Origin of the sequence: Nostoc sp. DedSLP03, from assembly GCF_034530815.1 — a bacterium.
GTDB lineage: Bacteria > Cyanobacteriota > Cyanobacteriia > Cyanobacteriales > Nostocaceae > Nostoc.
Window position 1 is genome coordinate 20459 of the sequence record NZ_JAVRCK010000077.1, and the last position, 23242, is coordinate 43700.

Consider the following 23242-nt stretch of genomic DNA (forward strand, 5'->3'; position numbering starts at 1 on the left):
CGAGATAGCTATTAGTGATTACTATTGCACCGCAAATAGGGAATGCTAAATTAGGGGCATTAAGCATAAAAATACGACCAGGCTTAACGCTCATTAAACCATTACAAAAAGTCGAAAACGGACAGCTTTGAAGACAAATCTCCTTATCAACAGCATCTGCGATATTTTGCGCCGTTCCAATTGCGCTGGGGCATTGCGCTATGTTCCAGAAATCACTTGGATTTTATTTCTGCGGATTTTAGACGAATTGGAAGAACAGGAAGCGAAAGCTGTAGAGGACAATTATATTTGGTCGCTAGAACCTCCTTACCGTTGGCGTGATTGGGCAGCACCGCAGGGAACTAAACGGTTAGAACTTCGGTTTTACGAATCTGGCAGATTTATGAAATTTGTCAATGGTGATTTAATTCCCTATTTGCGGAATTTAAAAAACCAACCCGCAGCCACACCCAGACAAAAAATTATTAGTGAAGTCTTATCATCTACTCACCAGGTACACTTAGATACTGAATTTCACCTACTGGATGTCTTAGATAAAGTTCACGAAATTAGTTTGCAAGGAATAGATGATATTCACATATTCCATATCTCCCAAATATATGAGGAACTGCTGCTAAAAATGGGAGAAAAGGGTAATGATGGCGGACAGTTTTTTACTCCCCGTGAAGTTATTCGAGTAATGGTAGAGGCGATAAATCCGCAAATAGAACAAACAATTTATGACCCGTCTTGCGGAACTGGTGGATTTTTAGCCCAAAGTTACGAGTATATGAGGTCAGCTTTGGGAGATGAAATTACAGGCGACCAACTGGAAACATTAAAATACTGCACATTCTATGGGCGAGAAAAAGAAAATCTCATCTTTCCCATTGCACTGGTCAACCTGATGCTTCACGGCATTGACCAGCCAAATTTATGGCATGGTAACACCCTGACAAAAGAAGGAATTTATGCTGATTTATTCGCGGGCGCACCATCTTTGTTTGATATCATCCTCACCAATCCGCCCTTTGGTGGCAAGGAACATAAGGAAGTCCAGGCACAATTTACTTACAAAACCAGTGCCTCCCAAGTGTTGTTTCTTCAGCACGTAATTGATAATTTAAAGCCAGGGGGTAAATGCGCGATTGTGCTGGATAACGGGGTGCTGTTTCGCACTAACGAAACTGCATTTGTACAAACCAAACGCAAACTTTTAGATGACTGTGATCTGTGGTGTATCCTCAGTTTACCCCCTGGTACATTTTTTGCTACGGGTGCCGGAGTAAAAGCTAATATTCTGTTCTTTACTCGCGGTAAAGTAACTGAAAAAATCTGGTACTACGATTTATCTGATATCAAAGTCACCAAACGCCAACCCCTAACACGCAAGCACTTTGAGGATTTTCTCAAACTACTGCCAGGACGCGAGAATAGCGAACGTAGTTTGACTGTTAGCCGCGCAGAGATAGAAGCGAAAAACTTTAATTTAATTCCACCAGAAATTTCAGCGAAAGGCATAAGAGATACTGTTAGTTATTACTTACAACTTCAGAAAGGCGAGAAGAAATCACTTAACGAAGCTAAGTTATTAATAGTTGGGCAGGGAAGGGTAGGTAAGACTTCCCTTATGAAACAGATAATTGGACAATCATTCGCTCCTGATGAAAATAAAACTGAAGGAATAAATATACAAAAATGGAATTTACCAATTGATAATACAAATATTCAACTAAATGTATGGGACTTTGGTGGACAGGAAATTATGCACGCTACCCATCAGTTTTTTCTTACTAAACGAAGCCTATATTTGCTTGTATTGGATTCACAGATGGGTGAAGAAGAAAATCGTATTGAATATTGGCTAAAGCTCATCCAAAGTCTGGGAGAATATTCCCCTATAATTGTTGTTGGAAATAAGCGAGATGAACATCCTCTAGATATTGATCGGCGTGGATTGCAAATAAAATATTCAAATATTAAAGCATTTATTGAAACTTCTTGCCTAAATGGTCAAGGGATTGCAGAATTAAAACAGAAGATTCATGATTTAATTGCTCAAGCTCTAACTGAATCAAACAATACAGAAGAAAATCCTCTTAAACATATTCGAGATCCACTACCGCTTTCATGGTTTAACGTTAAAGATAAATTACAATTAAAATCACAGGAAGAAGACTTTATCTCTTATGAAACCTACGATGAAATTTGTCAAACGGAAGGAATAACAGAAGAAAAGATTCAAAGCGACTTAATTCAACTACTTCATGATCTTGGCATTGTTCTTAACTACCGTGATGATATACGCCTAGAAGATACAAATATTTTGAATCCAAAATGGGTTACGAGTAGTGTTTACCGCATCCTCAATGACAATTTATTAATGACTGAATTTAAAGGCATTTTAGACCGGAATCAACTTCAACGTATTCTTAACTCTAAACGTTATCCATCCAAAAAACATATTTTTATAATCGATCTCATGAAGAAGTTTGAACTCTGTTTTGACATGGATGGATATTATAATGAAAAGTTTCTAATTCCTGACCTTTTACCAAAGGAAGAACCTTACACTGGTGACTGGCAAAATAGTCTTGCCTTTGAGTATCACTATTCCATCTTGCCTAGCAGTATAATTTCTCGATTTATTGTGCGGATGAATAAGAACATTCATCAAGGAACTTACTGGCGTAGTGGTGTTATATTAGCATGTGAAAATAGCATTGCACTTATCAAAGCAGATCGGGAAGATAGGAAGATTGTCATTCACATTCAAAATACTAAAAGTGTAAAAGGAGATGGCCGCCGTTTTCTTGCTATCATACGTGACCATTTTGAAGCAATTCATAAAACCATCCCTGGACTCAACGTTGAACAAAAAGTTCCTCTCCGCAATCATCCAAATATCTTGCTGGATTATCAAAACCTTTTAGATTATGAGGAGATGGAGGAACCCTTCATTATTCCTCTAGGACTAAAAGAACGTGTTAACGTTAAAGGTTTACTGGATGGTATTGAATCAGAACCAGACCGTCAGCGACGAAGAGAAGACACAACTGATCAGAGAAATCAACATACTCACAATTACAATTTTCAATTTACTCAAGTTCAAGAGCAAAAAAATCAGGAGGGCAATTGTTCTATGTCAAATATCAATCAATATGGATTTGGAGATAATGTTGCTGGTGACAAAGTAATGAGAGATAAAATCGGCACTCAGATAAACAACTCTCAAAATTTGGCGCAGGCAGCAAAGGATATTAAAGAACTTTTGGATCAATTATCCCAAGATTATCCCAACAATACAGCAATGGTTGGAGCGAAAGCGATCGAAGCTATTGATAGTAATCCTACTCTAAAAAAGCGAGTCGTAAATGCTTTGAAAGAAGCTGGTTCGACTGCTTTAGAGAAGTTAGTTGATCATCCAGCCGTAAGCATTGTTATAGCAGGAGCCAAGGGCTTTTTGGATACTTAAATGGACTCTAAATCATTTAGTTGGGAACAGCCGAGATACAGATACCGTTATCTCGGCTGTCCACCTTGCTGCATTCTCATGGCTTTGGAATTGCACTCAACCCGTGTTAATTTCTCCCGTGTAGAATCTGGTATAGAAATATTCAAAAATCCAAAGCTGAGATCGCGTTTTGCTTCTGCTTTTCGGTGACACCCAGATATCGCTCCAAAGCCGCCAAAGTCCGATGTCCCGATATCTCCTGAATGTGGCGCAACGGTATCCCGGCATCGCTCATCCTGGTTAACGCAGTCCTCCTGAAGCTGTGGGTACTAACGCCCTCAATAAAGAGCCGCACACAGGTATCTCTGAGGATTTTGTCAGCGCTGACCTTGTGAATATGTCCCAACCCATGCCGACCCGGAAACAAAAACTCTTTGCGACGGTTAGGGTTGTACTCTTCTAAATACTGCTTGAGCTTCGGATGCACTTGGATTTCCCTGGTGTCCCGCTTGCCTTTGGTGTTGACGCTACGTAGTACTAACACGCCTCTGACCCCGTTGCTGCCAAACACATCTTTCACCGCCAAAGTGCAAGCTTCGTTGATCCGGCAGGCAGCATAAAGGCACACACCAAACAAAGCGCGATCGCGTGGGTTGACAAAGCCCTCGTTAAATAGGAGATTAATTTGGTCGGGGCTGAGGATTTCTGCCCTGCCGAAGCGGTTTATTTTCATAGGGTCTAGCTTACATTGTCTAATAATAGAAACACAATCTAAGCGACCAAAAACCTACATATTCCGTGAGCGATGACACGCGCTTAACCCAGACTTATCAATCAGCCCTCAAGCACGACCGCTACAACCCTTGTTCTTTCGTTGGCTGATTAAACTTGCTTATGATTGTAGCGCTGTAACTCTTTACAGGTATGATCCGCTTTGACTCCCGTTACAGTTACAGGACTTAAGGTGATATCAATATTGCTATCAATATTGTCTGTACTTGCCTCTACTTGCATGACTCATGACTGATGCGATCGCGCTCTTGGCGGGCGAAGCAGCGCCATTGCTCTTGGGGGTCAGGCTGATTTTTAAATTGGTGGTCAACCAGAAACGGCAGTCTGCACCAACGTCTACATGGCAGTCTATACCTGAATCTCAAGATATAATTATGCATCCCCTGGTGTTGACGGTGGTGGTCTACCCGAAGATGCCTGATTGTCCTCGGAAGCGGACGCTGTTTCTGAAGCGAGTTTTTCTATTTCTTGTAGAAGTTCCTGCGTTTTCTGCTCGGCTCGTTTGCGAGCTTCTGGTGACATTTTCGCTTGAAGTATCTTAAAAGATTTAGCCATTACAGTTCATTCCCCTATTTCAAAGTGAGCAGATGAGATGCATACTCTGCCTCTGCTACGGGAATATTCTTCTCGTACCATCGATTATCTCCAGTCTTATCTCCACCAACAAGGAGAATAGCAATACGGTTGGGGTCAAAAGCATAAAGTACGCGAAAAGGACGACCTGCGTGCTGAATACGCAATTCGCGCAGGCGAGAAAGCTTGGAACCATTGATTTTAGAGCTATGGGGGTGGGGAAGTGTCGGCCCCATCTTTTCAAGTAAACCGACTACAGCTTTTACGTCGATTTGTTCCTCCTCGCTCAAAGTATCCCACCAAGCGCCAAATTTGTCAGTATACTCTACGCACCATTCCGTTGTTTTTTCCGTAGCGTGGAAGGCGCATAGTGTATTAGCATACTCTTCAGTTTTCTTAAAGCTTGCGTTTTGAACCCGGTTTTTGAGTTGGCTGCGATTTACCATGTTTTCTCCCTTGTTTACATTCAGACACACAAATCCCCTGGATTCTTACGTTCTGAACGAATTCAGACACACGAATCCTATGGATTTTGACCTTCTGAACGAATGGGAGAAATAAACTAAGTCATCGTCGCACTAAGCCTCGATAAACAACTCAACGAACTATTTGTTTGCCAGTCACAAGCACAACTAAAGTTGTAACTTGATAAGACAAATATGGGTTAACAGAACAAATCTAACACTGTCTTGTTGTCAGTGTCAATTTTATGCATAGCAATATTTGATAAACCGCAATTCTTCCATCGGATCACCACAAACAGAGACTTTACTCAGTGCGATCATCTTGGACTGTGTGGGTTTGAGAATTTACTACCTCTGTTGTGACTTCCTCGACCGATAAATCAACTGCCTTTGCCACTTCGGAGATGCTGTAGCCCATACTTAAAAGGCGTGCTGCTGCTTTTAATTTAGTTTGACGTTCCAAGTCTTGGTAGATTCGTGTTTCTTCAATGTTCAGTCCCAACATGGCTTCCACCTCTTCACGGCTTAACTGAGTAAACTTGTAAACGGCGATAGTGGTAATAATATCTATTATTTCGTTTTTCGCCAGTGTTCCTGTTTCTTCTAATTGTACCCGCTCAATTAACAGACGAGCTTGCTCCGCCATCGCTTTCTCTGAGGCGATTGTCAACTGCATTAAATTGATGACTATTGGCTGCTGATTAGAAGTGCCTAACTCATCCAGATAAATTCGCTGCACTTGGTCGCTGTTTAAAAACATTCGATGAATTCTTGTATTGCTTGGTTCCAAACTGCGATTTGGGAAAATTACCACACAGTACCAGTCATCGTATTCAGACCGATTCCGGTTCAAATACATCATTGATTCGGTAAAAAACCGATGATACAAACCTTCATCGCTCTGGAATTGAACTTCTGCAAAAAAGATAGTTCTCGGTGTTGCACCTTCTGGAGGTAAAAAGACCCCATCAATGCGAAAGGCGGTTTCTTTCACCTCAACCGACTCAAATCGATAGTTATGCGCCTGTTCAGTCCGGTAATCAACGAGTTCAAAAAGTAACCCAGGAAAGCGCTTAAAAATTTGGTAATAAATGGAGTCGCGTTTCACTAAAATATCTGAAAAAGAGGCTGGTTATTAACTATTAACTTTATCGTAAGTTGGCATCTTTACTTCAATTATTTACGTATATACACTATTAACTATAGGAAGATAATAATTCTAAAATATAACTAACAAAAATGGTATTCTTTCACATAGTAAAAACTCTTAAACTTATTTATATAAAGTAGCAATATGTCAAATCAAAATGTATCAACTACACCTCCAGAAAATGAGTCAGATGAGCGTGTAATTCCTCAAGAAACTCTAGATGAAGTAACAGAAGGTTTTATTGGTAATAAAACTCCTCAAGAAGCTCTACATGAAGTAATAGAAGAGTTTGGGGGAAGGCTAAGTAATGATGAAATTAGAAAACTTTTTGATTAAAGAACTGACTATTACTAATATGTAAAAAAACTGCTGAAGATACTCATAAAGCAGAAGGATAGTATGAAATAATCAGTTATTTAAATTTCCTTTTCCAATACCAACACCATTATCCAGCTGCATGGGACTGGATGAGTCTTGTTTTGCTCATAACGCGATCGCTCTTTCACCATCGCATCTGTTTTCTTGCCTTTAGTACCGCCAACAGAGCTGTCACGGGTCAGACATCCAATTATAGGGGAGCGTCTCTCTTTGGCTCCCTTCACCACGGAAGGTGTCACAGCCATGACTAATAAGTAGGAAGCCCATAATGCTAGACAGCCGGGAGCCGGATTCAGATGAACAATTGGAAAACGTTACCAAAGAGCATCAGCAAGATTTGCTTGCAAGAGCGAAGGAAGCTGCTGCTTCAGGCGAGCCAAGGAAAATGCTTGAGTATTTATACTGTAGCGGTATACTCGACGGTCTTACTAGGCAAATCGCCTCGAAGTGGCAATCTCTCTCACGCGAGGAAGTAGGGGACATCTTGGCTGAAGCCGTTGACATCCTCTATGGGGCAATCCGCGATGGCAAAAAGATTTCAAACCTAGTTGCCTACTTGTGGAAGACCTCTGACCACAAAGCTTGCGATTATTACCGCGCAAGGCAAAACGAGAAATACCTGACACCGGCTGAACTGGAACACATCGCAGACAAATCAAGTGAACCTGAAGACGAGCTTGACAGTTTTACTAGTAAACAGGACTGGGAGAACAAGAAACCGCGAATTATTGCCATAGTTCGGTCTCTCCTACCAAGGCTGGGACAGCACAACGTCCCGAAGGTTATGGCTTATATACTCGATGCACTAGAGGCTGATTATGTGGATATAGCCAACATTGAAATAGCTGAAGCACTAGGGTTGAGTCCAGATGTAGTCCGGCAGTCAAAAAAAAGAGGATTTGACCGATTGGAAAGGATTGTCCGTGAGGAAGGATTAGCAGCCCAGGTGAGCGATGTTACCAATCTAAGACGTGATTACGAAGAACAGAACAAAGACGAGCAAGAGTTGGTTTAGCCCCTTAAGAGAGATTATAGAAAATGGTACTGAGAACAGATATTACCGAAGACATCCGAAAGTCGATAGAGGTGGTGATTGAAGAAGCTCACCGCATTTCGACAGACGTAGCCGAAGAAGTAAAAGAGATTTTGCAACAAGGTAAGGAAAACCCTCTAACCCCAGATGAGTCCTTTCAGCTTCTAACAAAGATAATTGCTGTCTTAAAGCATAGCGCCAGCAAAAGAGGAGACCAAGCCACCAGCAAGTCCTTAGAAGGTGACATCAATCAGATAGTTCAACAGGTTATCCAAATTCGTGAGCGAGTAATGCAAGATCCTATTCAAGAAACCACTCAAACTAAAAAGGTTGAACCTATGGCCTACAACGGGACTAAACCGGGGCCAGTTCTGCCAACACCTTGCTTTCAGGGTAGGTTTATACCCATGTGTTCAGGTTTTGTCAAAAGTACAGACATCCAGTTATGGAACGAGAACGACCGACTAGATATTCACTTAGGGCAGTTCCGTCAAAAGAATGGTCGTGATCCGAATCCAGAGGAACTTTTAGACATCATGTTCAGTAAGATGGAACTGCCTGGTATTGCTGACGACAAAAAGAACGATCAATTCGAGATTATTGAACTAGCAAGGAGTATAGCTGTCAATGGGGTTCGCAAGCCACCAATTTTAGACGTAGACGGTACTCTTTTGGATGGAAACCGTCGCGTTGCAGCTTGTTATTACATTCGGAACAGTGATGAGTTCGACTCGGAACAGAAGCGACGGGCAGAGTACATTCTAGTCTGGCAGCTTACCGAACACGCCACAGATGATGACCGGAATGCAGTAGTCGTTTCCCTTAACTTTGAATCTGACTGCAAGCTGGACTGGCCGGATTACATTAAGGCGAGGAAAGTGTATGAAGAATGGCAATCTATGCTAACACTAGAGCCGAGGTTGCCAGGTCGCCAACGGCAGGCTGAGATGAAGCGTGAGTTATCCATGAAGTTTGCTCTTGGCCCTGACACTGGCACAGTCAACAGATATTTGAAAATGGTAGATTGGGTCGTTGACTTTGAAGAGTATCACATTAACCAGAAAAAGCGAGACCCTTACGAAGTTAAGCACCGAGCCGATAGGTACTTCCAGTATTTTAATGAACTAACTAGCGGGGAGACAAAGTATGGTGGGATTGCGTTTACCCTTAACCAAGACGATGGATTAAAGCACACTGTCTTCGACTTGTTATTAGATGACAAATTTACGAACGTGCTACAGGTTCGCGCTCTAAAGCAGACGCTCAATAACCCAGAATCTCGTGAATTGTTGGCGCGAGCGCGAAATGAAAGTGACCTAGATATTGCTCAGGATCATATTCAAGATGCAATCACTACTGCCAATCTTCAGCGTGCAGAAAGGCGGGCACTGGGTGCTGATTCAAGAATTGAGTCCTTTGTCAAATGGCTTGAAGAAGTACCCCCTAGAGCATTTCGCGATCAGATCAAACCGGAAAACCTTGAGGGTTTATTACAAGCCTTGAAGTTGGTGGAACCGATGGTCAAAGAAATCCTACTGGAAAAGGGCGTTGAGGTATGAGGGAAGGAATGGTTTTCAAGATCACTGCCGATGTCCGGGTATCGAGCCTGTTGGATCGCTTAGTGATTACTCCCAGACAGTCCACAGACTACCATACACTAAGCGGTGTACTTAAAGATGCTCTTCCTGGAGTCAGAATACACCGTTCCGCTGAGGGGGTGTCGATAGCGGCTCAGGATGTTAATGCACTCCTCAATAGTGAAGTGGTAACTGACTTTCGATGGAGTGCTGAAGCAAAACTCTTCGTGGAAAACAGAATTCGCGTCAGGCAAGTTCATCAACAATTGTACGAACAGGTTAGCAGAATCCGCGTTGGTGGTCGAGATGTAGCAAACAACTACCTCACCGAGATTGAAGGGCTGGATGTTCTAGATGATCATCAGTGGGTTAACGTTGCTGCCATGACAATTCCAGAAGGGTACGGGTTGTGCGTCTTCGATGAGCAAGGGGCTGGTAAGACTGTTACTCTAATCTTCGCCTTTGATGTACTTGTAGAGAGAGACGAGGTAGACTTTGCGCTAATTGTAGCCCCAAAAAGCATGGTACCTGAGTGGCCACGCGACTTTTTGCGGTTTAAGGGCGACTTATACAAAATTGAGCTGATAAGTGGCACTCGTAAGCAAAAGCGCATAGCTATAGGATCAGGGGCTGATGTACTGGTTACTAACTTTGAGACAGCAGCCTCGATGGAAGAAGAACTACGGGCTTTACTCCGTTCCTATCAAGGGCGTGCCATGTTGGTTGTAGATGAGTCCTTCTACATCAAGAATTTAGACACTAAAAGAACTCAAGCCCTACGACGACTCCGTGAATGGTGTAGTCGTGCATTTGTTCTTTGCGGCACTCCAGCCCCTAACGCACCTCAAGACCTCATCCAGCAGTTTAACATTGTTGATTTCGGCATAACATTTGATGGTGTGAACATCCCAGATGACCGTGCAGAAGGTCTGCCGATTGTCCAGCAATCTATCGAAAAGCGGGGGCTTTTCATTCGTCACCTTAAGACCGATGTACTTCCAGACCTTCCTGTTAAAAGTTTTAATCGTGTTTTTGTCCCTTTACAACCTGAACAAAAGAGGGTGTATGCTGCTGCTTTGAGAAACCTGATTCTTGATCTGCGTTCTACTGACGATGAGACATTCCAGCGACAACTGACTTCTTTCCTGGCAAGGCGCAGCGCTCTCATACAAATATGTTCAAATCCTGCCTCTGTTGTTCAGGGGTATACAGAAATACCTGCAAAGCTACACGCACTTGATAGCATTCTTGAGGAATTCATTATCCGCAAAGCTGAGAAAGTTATTTTATGGTCTTTCTACACGGCATCCCTCAGTGCTATATTTACCCGATACAGCCACTTTTACCCAGTGAGGTACGATGGCACTGTCAGTGATGTAGCCGAACGTCGGGAAGCAGTGCGTAAGTTCCAGGAAGACGACGAGACGATGTTGTTTGTTGCTAATCCAGCCGCAGCAGGTGCAGGACTTACCCTCCACAGGGCACGTTTGGCAATATACGAATCCATGTCTAACCAAGCAGCTCACTATTTGCAGAGCTTAGACCGTATTCACAGAAGAGGGCAAACACGAGATGTAGAGTACCTGATTCTCCTATGTGACAACACTATTGAAATAGAAGAGTATGAACGCTTAACCAGAAAGGAACGCGCTGCACAGGCACTTCTAGGAGATCAGGTTGAGGAACCTATTACTAGGGAAACAATGCTCAGGGAAGCGATCGCTGCTAGTCACTTGCTCGAAAAGGAAAAGTGAAGAGCAAAACAAGAGTCAACCAATTCACCAGTGCAACATCAAGCCAGACGGACAGACTCGCCTCTACCAACTCATTAAACAGTCGCTTCAATTCCTCCGAACGAAACGTTGACCTTTTACCTTAAAGTTAGGCTGTATCTCAATAATGACTGCCGATTAAAAGCAATTGCTGCCCCGGTGCGCCAGCAATTGCTACCACCAACCACGATTGAGATAACACCCGCTAGTTGTCTGGGTTTAGACGAGAGTAACTTACGGGCTAACCAGGGGTAAAAGTAGCAAGCCTGTCATGAGCCGCCACGCAATATCTGAAAGCCTTGTGAATTAAGAGTTACAGAAATAAAATAGCTCTTTAACCCGAAATTATAAGAATTAGCTTGTTTTTGCAGTACCAATTGACCTTTAGGCTATTTGGTACTGCATTTAGTAACGTAGCCATACGGGTTTCAGGCTGCAAAAATCAGTGAGGTTTAAATGGTACAGCTTTTAGTGTGCATCCAATTGGTCAAAATCTCATTTTCGGGTAAAAGTTGAAAAATTTTGATGAAACTCTCTCTGGGTAGCGTTTCCAGGCGTTGCGTGGCGGCTCATAGCAGCTTCGCTACTTTCTCCCCAACCAAGACTGACCTGTGTGAGCGGATAAATATCAACGGCAGTCAAATCAATCAATGGGCAACGATGCTTAACCTTGACCCTGATGAATATCTGTTTGAGTTGACTGGGTGGAAGAAACCCCTTCAGGCTCGGCGGTACTTCCCGGTGTTGGAGAACGACCAGAAACAAGGGGCAAAAACTAGCTATTTCAAGTAATACAACTAGAATATCAGTAAGCAATTTAAATATATTTGATGTCTCATGTCTGGAAGCTTCTCGTCCCGTGGTTCTGAAAAAATTCGATATTTATTTATTGACGGTGGCTGCTTAGATTCACTTCTAGAAGCACTGTCAAATGGACTTTTTGGAGGAACAAAACTTGAGATCGACTACTCTCGATTAGCAGAGGGTTTTAATAAAGTTTTCTACTACGATTGTTTGCCTGCCAAAAAACAAGGGGAGGATGAAACAATTTATCAGAAGCGAGTTCAACCTAAATTAGAGCTATTCAATCATTTAAGATCAGTTGATAGATTTCATGTGTATGAAGGAACTGCTCGCTACCGAGATAAGCGTAGAGGACAGGAACAAAAGCAGGTTGACATCATGATTGCTGTAGATATGCTAACGCACTCCTTTCGGCGAAATATGCATGAAGCAACCTTACTAACAGGCGATCTAGACTTTAAGCCTCTTATTGATGCTCTTGTGCAAGATGGAATGTACGTATCGCTATGGTATCCGAAAGGTAGAACAAATTATGAGCTAGTTGACTCTGCTGATTCTAGACAAGCAATCACAATTCATAACGTCCAAGGATGGTTTACTTATACTTTCCAAGCACAAGTAAAAACTCCTGTTCTTGATCGTCCATTAAGTTCTCCCAACCTTGACTCATCCTGGCAACATCTCGAAACAATCAAACAACTAACCTATGAGACATTTATTTATGAACAAGAAGGTAATTATGGTGCTTTACTTCCAGTACTGAGTAATTATTATTTATATGTACATCATGATTTAGAACAACTGAAGTTCTACGTAGACCATATTCATAGCCAAAATGTTATCAGAGAATAAACAGAGCGCGTGCAGATGTGTTCAATTAGTAAAAAAGTAACCTATGAAAGCTCCTTATACTTGCTATTGTTGTGAAGGGATAGGAAACACTAACGAACACGCTCCACCCAAAAGTATTTACCCTAAACAAAAGTACTTACCTAAAGGAAGCCCAGATTACAGAAAAAATTTGATAACTGTCCCTTCTTGTAAAAAACATAATAATGAAAAGTCAGGTGACGATGAATATTTATTAGCATTATTCACCTTAAGTATTCCGGAAGCAAAAATTGCAGATCCAATGATGAAAAAGTGGATTGAAGCATTTAAGCGTAATGATTCATTAGCAAAAAGAATATTTTCTAAATCTAGGAAAATAACAATACTGACCGAAAGAAATAGCTTAATTATTCCTGAACAGACATGGGCTATTACTACTGAAAAAGAAAGAATTGACAATGTTATTAAATCCATTTTTCGCGCAGTTTATTATTATGATTCCAAGTATAAAAACAAGTTGTTAGGGAACTTTACAGTAACAACCCCCACCTTTTTCAATCAAAATTTATTTATAGATTTTCAGAGAAATGAAATACATCAAACTTTGTTTCAAGCCTTTGAAAATCCTAATATTAATAAAAAAGGGCCGCATCATGACATTTTCTTTTATCAAATATTTGAGGAAGGGCTAGAAGGAGCTTGTGTTATAAAAATGGTATTTTATAATCATCTAGTGTTTTTTGCTTTAATTGTTTAAATATTTTTTAACCTGATTTAATTACTATTTTTTATTGGTGTCTGTTAATATCTATGCCGTATAAGGATTTCACAGCTTAGTATCTGTGGTGTCTGGTGTCCGGTGTCCGCGAAAAAGGGGGGTTTGGGGGCAGACACCAGCCACCATTCGCAGTCAAATTTGATTGAGCTTGATAACACCCTCAGCTATCCAGTCCGCCAATCCTGCCCCACAATTTCATACATCCAGCCCTTGATTTGCTCAACAGTAAATCTTTTACCAGCCACTTTTAAGTTGCCCTTAAGCATCAAAATAAATCGGCTTGCCGTTGAAATGGTTGTAGATGGACTCTGGGTTAAACCAGCTTGGCAGTGTACGGTCTGCATCTTTCAACTCCTCGCCATTGTCATCAAGCAAGCCGCGAATAATCTTGACTCTGGACAGTGGGGTTTTACCGTTAGCTGAGAATTTTTGAATGAGGATTGTACCCGCCTCCCTCATTGCTTGTGTACCTTCTGGATAGCTTGAATTCGTGTCATTGTGGGTAATACCAGTAACATGAACTTTTGCCTTCCTAGTGTCTGTCAGATGCAGTTTGTAAAACTTTTCTGCGGGTTCACCAATCAATGATTTCAGGTTAGTGTATTCATCAATAAGCACTTGTTCAGGCGTGATAGTCGCGGGTTGCTCTAAGTCATTTTTCCCTTTGATTCTTAATAGCCAATGCTCACACAGACCATCAAGCGCAGTGCCTATCTCTGTCTCTGACTCTGCAATATTTTGAGTATTAAGATATCGCCATGCTTTGGAGTTATCCCCAGTTGCGTGACGGTCAATTAAGTAGTAGATGGGAATCCCTAAACAATGCTTTCTCACAAAAGCTATAGCTGCGCTCGTGTAAGTTTTACCTGACCCCTGGCGACCGATTAACCACAGTGGCGTTAAGTTGTCGATAATCTTCCACAACCATCCCTCTTCATGAGCTTTGAGCGCTTCTATAAGCTCATTTGCTCGTTGCTGGTCAACTGACTGCTGATTGTCACCGCTTGCGATCGCTCCCTTGGTTTTACCCTCAATTTTGCCGCGTTCCTGGTCAGCTTTCGCCCTGTCTCTCAGGTTCTCAGCAATGGTTTTATCCATCATAGAATGATTAACAGCACGGGCCTTGATGAAATCCTCTAGCTGAATACGTGCCTTAGCGCGTTCGTTTTCCTCATCTGTCAGTCCTAGCGTTTTGCGTTCTTCTGTGTCCAGTCCTGACAGCCCATCCTTCAGGCGTTCAGTATAAAGCTGGGTTGAATGCTGCTTAATTTCACGTTTGTACTTATTATGCTGCCAAGTTGCATAGTCGCCAGTCTTTTCGAGTTCGCCCAATTCATAATCCGTGCGCTTGAGGCGTTGCGAACGCACGAGCAAGCAACCCACGACACCCCATAGCCCAATAACCGCAATCCCATATCCTAACAACTGATTAGGGTTATCTGTGGGCAAATCACGCACCCACTGAATAGCATCGCCCTTGTAGGGAATGATGCTGCCATACAATCCGTAGCGCTGCCATTCTTCAGTAAGAACAAAACGCGGCTGGTTGCAAAAACGCTTATCCAAAGCTATTTGGCTGTGTACGCCGTTTGCTGATCTTGGGCAGAACTGAATCTGTGTCAAATCGTAGGGCTGACGTGTTTGCGATGTTGCTAGCCCGATGATTGCGGTTACACCACATACACCAGCCAGCGCTAACTCGAAAACACCTTGTTTCATGAGCGCCCCTTAAAAATAATTGCAATAGAGCCAATGAATAAAGCCAACGCGACTGCAATACTTAGCCAAGGGTCTGATTGCGGGTTCTGTTTTTCAATGGTTTGGATGTCTTGGCTAATCTGCGTGACTGTTTCTTTAGTCAAATTCTCAAAATATTGATGGTCTTTGACTGCTAACCAAGTTGTGATACCTGCAAACACCAAGCCCCCAGCAGTTTTTAAAACATTTTGCATATTATCCACCTCTAATCCATCACTGTTGTAATTAACTCTCAAGCCCGTTAGCCCAGCGAGAGAGCCAACGCTGCATATAGAAAATGAGAGCGAAATTGCCAACCAGAGATTAACGCCACCGCCAGTTATTAAGAGATATTTAGCTATAAAGAATCCTGTAGAATTTAGCGACCAACCGACAAAGAATCTGGTCAGTTTTTCAGTTGTATGGATAACATCTTTGCGGTGCTGCTTACGCGACTCTAAATGTTCTATCAAGTCTTTTGGTAACTGCGTATCTGGCGCGATTTCGCTTACTACTTCTTCTTGATGATCTTCAATGTCGTATGTCATATCTGTATCAGATTATTTCTCGAACCCGTCAGCAAACAGCTAAACTTACTGACGGATTTAGTTATTAAAAACCTAGCAGAGCATCCTTGACTTTTTGTACTATGGAACGCCCTGCATATTGCTTTCTCGGCTTGAAGTCATCACGAGCGTTATCACCCATTTCTAAGTAATACTTGCCCAGTTCTCTATCATGTTGCAGGTCAATTGTTTGTTGTCTAATGTCTGTCTGTAATTCTGTCTGCAACATCTTGTATTCGCCATCAACTTGCATCATGTGTTTATCCACCCAAGCCTTCAGCAATAGATGGTCTGTTGCTTGTTGATGGCGCAGCGCTTCTTTCTCCTTGGATGAAGTGAAATCAAGCTTCATCTCTTCTAGGATGTTAGCTAGATGAGTGTCAGCTAAAATTGCTGACTGCACTGCTCTTTCAATCTGATCGCCGCTAACACCTGCTTGTTTGTAGATGTCACTTAGGACTATATTTAAGTCCTCAGTCCCCTTGATAGCAGCTAACATCTGCTCTCTCACCTGTGGGGCAAATTCACTAATCTTCGCCCCGTCATTACCCATTTGCCCTATCAGCTTCAGGGCTGATTTATCACCTGTTAGCGCTCTAACTACTAAGTTAGTAGAGGCATTGAATTTAGTTTTTAATTGGCGTTCTAGGTGGCGTGATTTGGAAGTTACCAGATTCTTTAGCTTCATTGAACTTTTCACAGCGATATTCCTTTAATGGGGTAAATATTTGGTTGCAGTGATACTCCATTCGCCTTACATATTGCTCAATAGTTGACTTTCGTTTTAGATATTGTTGATAGCTTGAATGCTCTAGCATTGGCAGATATACCCAATTGTGCAAGGGTAAAATCACAGCACCGAGCGCACCAAAACTAACAGCAATTCTTGAGAAGTAGCTCATCCTCAGCCAGCGAATAACCAAGCACTCTCGTAGCGTAAAATTATCACTATTGAGCCGCGTTGAGCCTTGCGAGGATTGAGAATTGGGTGCTTTTAATGTTTTGGCGGATGACTCCCATATCCGCTTTCATGTCTCCTGAGAAGTTATTAACCTTTTGGTTCAATCTAGAAGCTCTGTTGCTGACGTGTTCTCGCAAGTCTTGGGCGTTAGTTTCAAATGATTGCTCAATGACATCAAATTTCTGATCAACGTAGTTCTTGATTGCAGCCGTTACAGTACTGATAAATTGGCTGTAGTCGGTAAAAGTGTCGTCAACGTTAAGAGCAATGCTCAATGTTTCTTGTTCGGTTAACTCAAACCCCAGCGCCGATGATTGGGCTGTTACAAAGGAACGCTTATCTGAGCTAGTTACAGTGATGCTGTTAATCTCTGGTTCGGCGACTGCAAGCTGACTATTATCAAGTTCCGGGTCAAGCTGTGCATTTTCTGACCCTACTAGAAACGTTTCTTCAACGGGTTCATCAACTACAGATAATTGGCAAGTCGTTTTTCCTTTGAGATAGTCAACGGCTTGACTCAATTGCTCTTTGGTTGGATTGTCAAGGTCATCGCACTCGACAGCAAGCGCTGCCGTTGTGTAATCGTCCTTGGTAAATCCTTGATAGCCCTGTTTGTACAAACGAGCGCGGACGTTATTAGTAAATTTGTCAGACATGATGATTACTCCTTATTTGACTAGTGCTAAAACTTCGATGGTTGCGGATTTTATCGGTTGTGAGCGCTTGTTGATTGCCCATTTAGCAGCAACAAACGCAACAAGGGCTAAATCTTTGCTCTGATAAGATTGAAGGGCCTTATAACTTAGAGTTGCTTGCCTAAACCAGTAATAACGAGTGCTGCGCGGTACATCGTCAAGATTGATTTTTAAATAGTCTGCAAGCGCGACTAGGAATTGCTGACCTGTGTATTGAACTTCTTCGCCATCATAGAAGTGTTTAAAGGCTTGCCAGCGTTCGCTAAAATCAGAAGTTCTAAAAGAAAAGGCTGGACACTTGCGCTTCAATTGAGCATAGGTTTCAACAATACTTTGAGCTTGTATGGATTCAATTTCAAGCGATAAATATTGTTTCAAGGATGCGACTGTTCGATACCAAGTGATATCTGAAATGCCTTTGACTGTGATGCCCTCGTAAGTTTCTTTGAGCAAGCGATACTTAGCTAAATATCTTTTTGTTGCCACATTGACTCTGTTGTAGTTACTTAAGTGTGTATAGAATTAGCTGACTATCCGTAAAATTAGGTTATTTGACAGGCTAATTTAGCTAGAAACAGTTATCTTGATATGCCAAATTAGTTAGGCACTATCAATAACTTTGGATTTAGGACTTTAGACAAATGTGAGACTGGAGTTTTTATCGGCTATAACCACGTAATAACAAGGTTTGTCAGCTTTGATGACATACTGACACTTTCTCGTTTACCCCCGCCGATACACCCTTTTGAGCCTAGTTTTTGCGATGGCTACGCTCAACGAGAGCATTAAAGCCAGTCACAAATCAAACACGTTAGAACAAGCTTTGCTGTATCCCCTGTCCTATTACTTCAGATTTCCGGTTGGCCACCATGCCAGGGACTTCATAAATCCCATATCTTACAAGGTTCGTAGATAGGGAATTAAGTCATGCATCTTTCTTATCTCCAGCAACACACGCACTTGTCAAGCTTGCACCCAGGAAGACAGCGATAGATGCGATCGCGCTTCCTTCAAAAATTTTGGCGTTGTAAATCCATGTGGGTTGATATTTTTCACCTCTGCTTTCTTCAATCCGGTCAAAGCCGTGACAAAAGATAGTACCAACAACCATAAAACTAGTAGTTACCAAGCTCAGAATTGCTATTTCTGATGCTGCATCGAGTATGAATGAGTTAATCTTTTCACGCCAATTTTTCACACGGCGAATGTGCATAACTGGCTTTTCTTCTAGATATGAATGCCACTCTGGATCAGTAAAATTCAAGTGCTTGGAATCACAATGAACGTGAAAGTCAAGTAGTTCGCCCACTGCTTGTATTGCATCCCCTATCATCACATCTGGAGAGTATTCTAGTTGTCTGAATTCTTCCGAATCTCGGATTTCTCTGAGCCAGCGATCTATTGCTTCTAACCTTCGTAATTGATTTTGATTAAGCATTACTTTCTCAAAAGGTAGTTCGTTGATTGCTTCTAAGTTGCGTAAATTGATATGCATGAATCCTCTGTCCTAATGCAGACACGCACAATTACCACGACCGCATATATAGAGCGGACGCAATGCAAATAACCTGTGTTCGTAGCTAAATAATCGTGTTTGCCTGAGTTATTGACGCATCAATAACCCAGGCACTATGATAATAGTATAGGCTAACTTGTAATGTCAAGATAGCTGACCATATAAAGCTAGCCGACAATTGCAAGCTTAACTGGCATAGTGTTAAATGGGAATCTGATAATACCAGACGGGTTGCCATGCCAGTTCGTAACACTGTGAGGAGGTTTATTGAAGAAAAGCTCAAAATCACACGTTATCAATTTATGAAAGAGACGGGACTATCAAAAACCACAGTGTACGCGCTGTGCGACAATTCTGAGCAAATACCCAATGGAATAGCACTCAACAAAATCTGTGACTGTTATAAAGTCCAGCCCTGTGAGTTATTGGAATGGAGCGAGGATTAAGCGATTGCGTACAAAAAAAAGGAGGTAATTTGACCCATTAAAACAAACTAGGCAATGGTCAGCCCCAGTATCGGAGGAACGCTGTAAAAGAATAGCCAGGAACACTTTTAAGCGGTTGGTCGAAATCATCGACACAGAAGACGAACCTCTACCAATTGTTTGTATTTTTGAGGACTACCCAGATGACTGAGACAGCAACCCAAATACCACTAACTTCATTACTCCCCATGCTGACAGCTATCAGCGAACGGGACTATCCATGTTTTAAAGAGCTTGAGATTGATTTTGCTTCTATTCACGGTGTAGAGGTGTGGGAGGATGTTTTTAATTTTCGTCTCAAGCCAACACTGGATAAGGACTCTGACCGTTGGCTGTTAATTCAAAAATGTAGTAAGGGCTTCACAGTAAAGGATGTAGCTTGATGATGAGAATTGCCATACACCCATTAGGAAAACAGGTTCACAAATGACGAAACCCGCTCGACCGGGAAGTTAAGCGGGTTCCATCATTTCTAGATTTATCACGGGTAACTCCGAACAAAAAGTTTAAGAGGCTTTTTCGGAACCGCGATCGCAATTCTATAATAACCAGTTCTGCGGTCGTGTTGCAATAAGGAGTTACCCGGATTTTAAAAAATTCGGAGTAATAAAAAGTGAATACTACACAGACAACTGGAACGCTGACTGCTAATAGACTTACAGACAGACATTATAAGGAGTGCGTAACAAACCGGGGCTTGTGTCCTGAGTGGATAGCTGTTAACTGTCGTTCAATGGAAATCAAAGAAGCGAGCCAGCGCTTAGGATACACAGCGCTTTCCTCTGGCATCTGGCTAGAAGGAAGCAACGGTTTTGGGCAGTACCGCCCTAACAAGCCCTGGAAAAGCACAGACGAGAAGAAAGCGCCCAAATATCGGACAGCCACCAGGGAAGAATACGATGCAATGCTACCCCGTCATCCTCATAATCCAGGCTACTGGAAGGATTTAGAGGCGCTCAAAGCACTTTGCTATAACATAAACGGTCATCCCTGCTTACTTCTGACTGAAGGGCTATTTAAAGCGATCGCCGGCTGTTCTAACGGATTCCCCACAGTTGCTCTCGCTGGTGTTGAACAAGGCTTAACATCGGCGGCTAACGACCCCCAAGGCAAACGTTACCTAGTCGATACCCTAGAATTCTTAGCCCGTGCTAAGTTTGGATGGATTATTGCATTTGATGCGGACGAATCCGCCAAAGCTAACAAAAATGTGATTGCAGCCCAGAGAAAACTGGCTTGTCAATTAGCTAAGTTTAAAGTGCCTGTGTACATTGCCACGGGCTTATGGAGTGCAGCAGAGGGGAAAGGGATGGACGATTACATTCAGTCCAACGGCAGCGACGCTTTCAGAGACAAGGTGTTAGGTAAGGCGGTTAACTTTGAAATTTGGGAACGTCAGTTCAAAGAAGACGATTCTGATAACAAAACCTTGTCAGAGTCGGCTTTTGCCGCACAAATAGCAGAAGATTACCGCGCTCGTCTTGCTTGGCATGTAGCAAATAAAGCTTGGTACTGGTATGAAGCAGAAAACAAGCGCGGGGTCTGGGGTGAAATTCCCTCTGAAGAGGCGATGTCAATTGTTTTAACAGAGTTAGAAACGCGGACACGCCATTTTTCCAGCAAGTTTGTCAACGGCGTTTTGACTTTACTCAAGGCCAAGCTCAGGGTTAATCACTGGGAAGTCCGCAAAGGCTTTATTTGTCTTCAGGATTGTCTGCTTGATGTTAATACCCTCAAAGAGTATCCACATGAGCCGGGATACAGAATGCTTAGTCAGCTACCTTTTAAATGGGCTGACCGCAGTGTAGGTTGTGAAACAGTTAAAGAATGGTTGCTCGAAGCTTGCGAAGGTAAAGCTGACTGGGTACAAGTAATTCGCGCTGGCATCAATGCCACCGTCACCGAACGCGGCGGAGAGTTACAACGATTCATGGAACTAGTGGGCGCTGGCGGCACTGGCAAAGGTACTCTCTTGCGGCTGGTACAAGCGCTACTTGGCAGGGAAAACTACGCAATTACAGAACTGAAGCAGTTGGAGCAAAACCGCTTTGAAACTGCGGCTCTCTACGGCAAGAAAGCTGTGTTTATCACTGACTCTGAGCGCTACACAGGTGATGTTAGCACTCTCAAGAAATTGACCGGTGATGATGAGCTGCGACACGAGAAAAAAGGAATCCAGCAAACAGGCAGCTTTAGATTTAGTGGGGTGGTCTGGATTGCCGCTAACGAAATCATTCAAAGCAGTGATTACACTAACGCGCTGGCCCGCCGTCGGCTGTCAATGCCTTTTGAGCGGGTGGTTTCTCAAAATGAGCGCCGCCCTTTAGAAAAGGAATTTCAACCATACTTGCCTGGGGTATTGCAATGGGTTTTAGAGATGCCAGCAAAAGATGTCGCCGCTTATGTAGGTGACACTAACAAACTAGTACCTTCGCTTGCTTCATTTAGCACAGAGGTATTGTTAAGCACTAATCCTCTGGCGGATTGGGCTAATGACTGTCTTTACTATGACCCCAACGCACAAACGCAAATCGGTGATAACGGTCAAAGCGCTGAATTGTTCCTCTATCCTAACTACTGCGAATGGGCCCAGCGTAATTCTCACGGCATCATGACCAAGCAACGATTCTCAGCAATTTTGCTCAATCTGTTGAAGTCTCAACTCAATATTAATGCCGCGAAAGTCAGAAACAAGAAAGGACGTTTTATCACTAAAATTGCTATTCGGCAGCCAGGACATGACTTTCCGCTCTTAGTTTCAGAAAAAGATGCTGACCTAAATGCTGACCTTAGTAAAAGTAGTGCTAACCCAGTGCTGACTGAAATGCTAACCGAAAGTGTTGATAGTGCTGATTTTCAAGGCGGTGCTGACATGAGTGCTAATAGTAGTGCAGTTGACACCACCAACCAACACTACTTGATGGACACTACTAGCAGTCAAAATCAGGAGGATAAGCCAGCACAGTCAGCACATCCAGCACCAGCAAGAGTTTCAGCCAGCACCCATGCCAGCACCACACAAAAAGAAGTCAGCACCACACAACGAATTATTGAGGCTTGGGAGGACAAGTCAGCCTTGGGCGAAATCGTTCTAAGCCTTGATAGTGCTGAATTACAGCAAATAGTCAAAGGTTTTAGCCCTGAACGACTCCAATATATTAAGGATGCAGCTAATACCGTGTGGCGACTCGGCGCTGACTCTCAAGCTGATTACAACGGCGAACTAGTCTACATCTGGGAATGCGGACAATCAAACGATATCCGTATTGGTACTAAGACTCAGCCAGGAGTGAGGGTTAGACGCGCTCATCTGCGCCCTTGGTTGGGCATTTAATTAAAAATCTAGATTTTGATGGACATTTTACAAAGTTTAAGAACATGGTGCGATCGCAGTCAGCACAAACTGACTGCGATTAAAAAGCATGGTTAGAGAAACGTTGCTTAACCATGTTGGTTAAGCAACACGAGTGTTGCCCTAACTTACTTTGGGCATGAAAGCCTGACTCTCAAAGCCTTCTGAGAGCCAATACTGAATATCGCTGTTGCGCGATAATGGCTCAAGTAATTGAATATATCTGACATTTTGAACCCTAAAGGATGTCTGCCGAGATACTGATAGCTTTCTGAATAACCTATGTATTCGGCATCACCGTGCCAAAAAAGGTTTTTTGTACGCTAAGAAAAATTCAAGTGCCTA

Annotated in this window: 23 protein-coding genes; 11 read left to right on the forward strand and 12 right to left on the reverse strand. The window is 42.6% G+C overall.

Translation table 11 applies throughout. The features are described from left to right. Positions 1-127 precede the first annotated feature (127 nt). The gene (locus tag RM368_RS28510) at positions 128-3454 is read left to right on the forward strand and encodes a COR domain-containing protein (protein ID WP_322697172.1); all 3327 of its coding nucleotides are present in this window, start codon (positions 128-130) and stop codon (positions 3452-3454) included. A gap of 142 nt (positions 3455-3596) precedes the next feature. Here RM368_RS28510 and RM368_RS28515 read toward each other — a convergent pair whose 3' ends face one another. From RM368_RS28515 to RM368_RS28535, 5 genes are all read right to left on the reverse strand, one after another. Continuing rightward, positions 3597-4166, reverse strand: a complete 570-nt coding sequence (locus RM368_RS28515; protein ID WP_322697173.1) for a site-specific integrase — start codon at positions 4164-4166, stop codon at positions 3597-3599. A gap of 149 nt (positions 4167-4315) precedes the next feature. After that, positions 4316-4447, reverse strand: coding sequence for a hypothetical protein (locus RM368_RS28520; protein ID WP_322697174.1), 132 nt, complete (start codon positions 4445-4447; stop codon positions 4316-4318). Between the two features lie 150 nt (positions 4448-4597). Next, positions 4598-4780: a hypothetical protein gene (locus tag RM368_RS28525; RefSeq protein ID WP_322697175.1), complete on the reverse strand. Its 183-nt coding sequence runs from the start codon at positions 4778-4780 to the stop codon at positions 4598-4600. A 14-nt stretch (positions 4781-4794) separates the two neighbouring features. After that, positions 4795-5244, reverse strand: a complete 450-nt coding sequence (locus RM368_RS28530) for a type II toxin-antitoxin system RelE/ParE family toxin (RefSeq protein WP_322697176.1) — start codon at positions 5242-5244, stop codon at positions 4795-4797. A 322-nt stretch (positions 5245-5566) separates the two neighbouring features. Then, a complete protein-coding gene (locus RM368_RS28535; RefSeq protein WP_322697177.1) occupies positions 5567-6370 on the reverse strand; it encodes an Rpn family recombination-promoting nuclease/putative transposase in 804 nt (267 codons plus the stop codon). A 186-nt stretch (positions 6371-6556) separates the two neighbouring features. On the opposite strand from RM368_RS28535, the gene RM368_RS28540 reads away from it, so the two are divergent. Beyond that, a complete protein-coding gene (locus RM368_RS28540) occupies positions 6557-6748 on the forward strand; it encodes a hypothetical protein (RefSeq protein WP_322697178.1) in 192 nt (63 codons plus the stop codon). Between the two features lie 80 nt (positions 6749-6828). Here RM368_RS28540 and RM368_RS28545 read toward each other — a convergent pair whose 3' ends face one another. Continuing rightward, positions 6829-7035: a hypothetical protein gene (locus tag RM368_RS28545; RefSeq protein WP_322697179.1), complete on the reverse strand. Its 207-nt coding sequence runs from the start codon at positions 7033-7035 to the stop codon at positions 6829-6831. A 23-nt stretch (positions 7036-7058) separates the two neighbouring features. On the opposite strand from RM368_RS28545, the gene RM368_RS28550 reads away from it, so the two are divergent. From RM368_RS28550 to RM368_RS28575, 6 genes are all read left to right on the forward strand, one after another. Next, a complete protein-coding gene (locus RM368_RS28550) occupies positions 7059-7805 on the forward strand; it encodes a hypothetical protein (RefSeq protein WP_322697180.1) in 747 nt (248 codons plus the stop codon). Positions 7806-7828: 23 nt separating this feature from the next. After that, positions 7829-9382 (forward strand): hypothetical protein, encoded by a 1554-nt coding sequence (locus tag RM368_RS28555; protein ID WP_322697181.1) that lies wholly within the window; start codon positions 7829-7831, stop codon positions 9380-9382. 8 nt (positions 9383-9390) lie between these two features. After that, positions 9391-11154: a DEAD/DEAH box helicase gene (locus tag RM368_RS28560; RefSeq protein ID WP_322697182.1), complete on the forward strand. Its 1764-nt coding sequence runs from the start codon at positions 9391-9393 to the stop codon at positions 11152-11154. A 543-nt stretch (positions 11155-11697) separates the two neighbouring features. Continuing rightward, positions 11698-11964: a hypothetical protein gene (locus RM368_RS28565; protein ID WP_322697183.1), complete on the forward strand. Its 267-nt coding sequence runs from the start codon at positions 11698-11700 to the stop codon at positions 11962-11964. Positions 11965-12009: 45 nt separating this feature from the next. Beyond that, positions 12010-12828, forward strand: a complete 819-nt coding sequence (locus RM368_RS28570) for an NYN domain-containing protein (RefSeq protein WP_322697184.1) — start codon at positions 12010-12012, stop codon at positions 12826-12828. 43 nt (positions 12829-12871) lie between these two features. After that, positions 12872-13564: a hypothetical protein gene (locus RM368_RS28575; RefSeq protein WP_322697185.1), complete on the forward strand. Its 693-nt coding sequence runs from the start codon at positions 12872-12874 to the stop codon at positions 13562-13564. 279 nt (positions 13565-13843) lie between these two features. Here RM368_RS28575 and RM368_RS28580 read toward each other — a convergent pair whose 3' ends face one another. The 6 genes from RM368_RS28580 to RM368_RS28605 form a co-directional block, all read right to left on the reverse strand. Further along, positions 13844-15304, reverse strand: coding sequence for a hypothetical protein (locus RM368_RS28580; RefSeq protein WP_322697186.1), 1461 nt, complete (start codon positions 15302-15304; stop codon positions 13844-13846). Next, positions 15301-15870 (reverse strand): hypothetical protein, encoded by a 570-nt coding sequence (locus RM368_RS28585; protein ID WP_322697187.1) that lies wholly within the window; start codon positions 15868-15870, stop codon positions 15301-15303. Before RM368_RS28585 ends, RM368_RS28580 begins: the two co-directional genes overlap by 4 nt. 64 nt (positions 15871-15934) lie before the next feature. After that, positions 15935-16576, reverse strand: a complete 642-nt coding sequence (locus tag RM368_RS28590) for a hypothetical protein (RefSeq protein ID WP_322697188.1) — start codon at positions 16574-16576, stop codon at positions 15935-15937. A 260-nt stretch (positions 16577-16836) separates the two neighbouring features. Then, on the reverse strand, positions 16837-17505 hold the full coding sequence (locus RM368_RS28595) for a hypothetical protein (protein WP_322697189.1): 669 nt from the start codon (positions 17503-17505) through the stop codon (positions 16837-16839). Between the two features lie 12 nt (positions 17506-17517). Continuing rightward, positions 17518-18030: a hypothetical protein gene (locus tag RM368_RS28600; protein WP_322697190.1), complete on the reverse strand. Its 513-nt coding sequence runs from the start codon at positions 18028-18030 to the stop codon at positions 17518-17520. Between the two features lie 439 nt (positions 18031-18469). Beyond that, positions 18470-19039, reverse strand: a complete 570-nt coding sequence (locus tag RM368_RS28605; protein ID WP_322697191.1) for a hypothetical protein — start codon at positions 19037-19039, stop codon at positions 18470-18472. A gap of 257 nt (positions 19040-19296) precedes the next feature. Between RM368_RS28605 and RM368_RS28610 the strand changes: the two genes are divergently transcribed. The 3 genes from RM368_RS28610 to RM368_RS28620 all read left to right on the forward strand — a co-directional run bounded on the left by RM368_RS28610 (position 19297) and on the right by RM368_RS28620 (position 22879). Beyond that, positions 19297-19506 carry a helix-turn-helix transcriptional regulator gene (locus RM368_RS28610; RefSeq protein ID WP_322697192.1) on the forward strand — a complete coding sequence of 70 codons (210 nt, stop codon included), beginning with the start codon at positions 19297-19299 and terminating at the stop codon, positions 19504-19506. A gap of 182 nt (positions 19507-19688) precedes the next feature. Continuing rightward, positions 19689-19928: a hypothetical protein gene (locus RM368_RS28615; RefSeq protein ID WP_322697193.1), complete on the forward strand. Its 240-nt coding sequence runs from the start codon at positions 19689-19691 to the stop codon at positions 19926-19928. Positions 19929-20158: 230 nt separating this feature from the next. Next, positions 20159-22879 carry a DUF3854 domain-containing protein gene (locus tag RM368_RS28620; protein ID WP_322697194.1) on the forward strand — a complete coding sequence of 907 codons (2721 nt, stop codon included), beginning with the start codon at positions 20159-20161 and terminating at the stop codon, positions 22877-22879. The last annotated feature ends 363 nt before the right edge of the window (positions 22880-23242 follow it).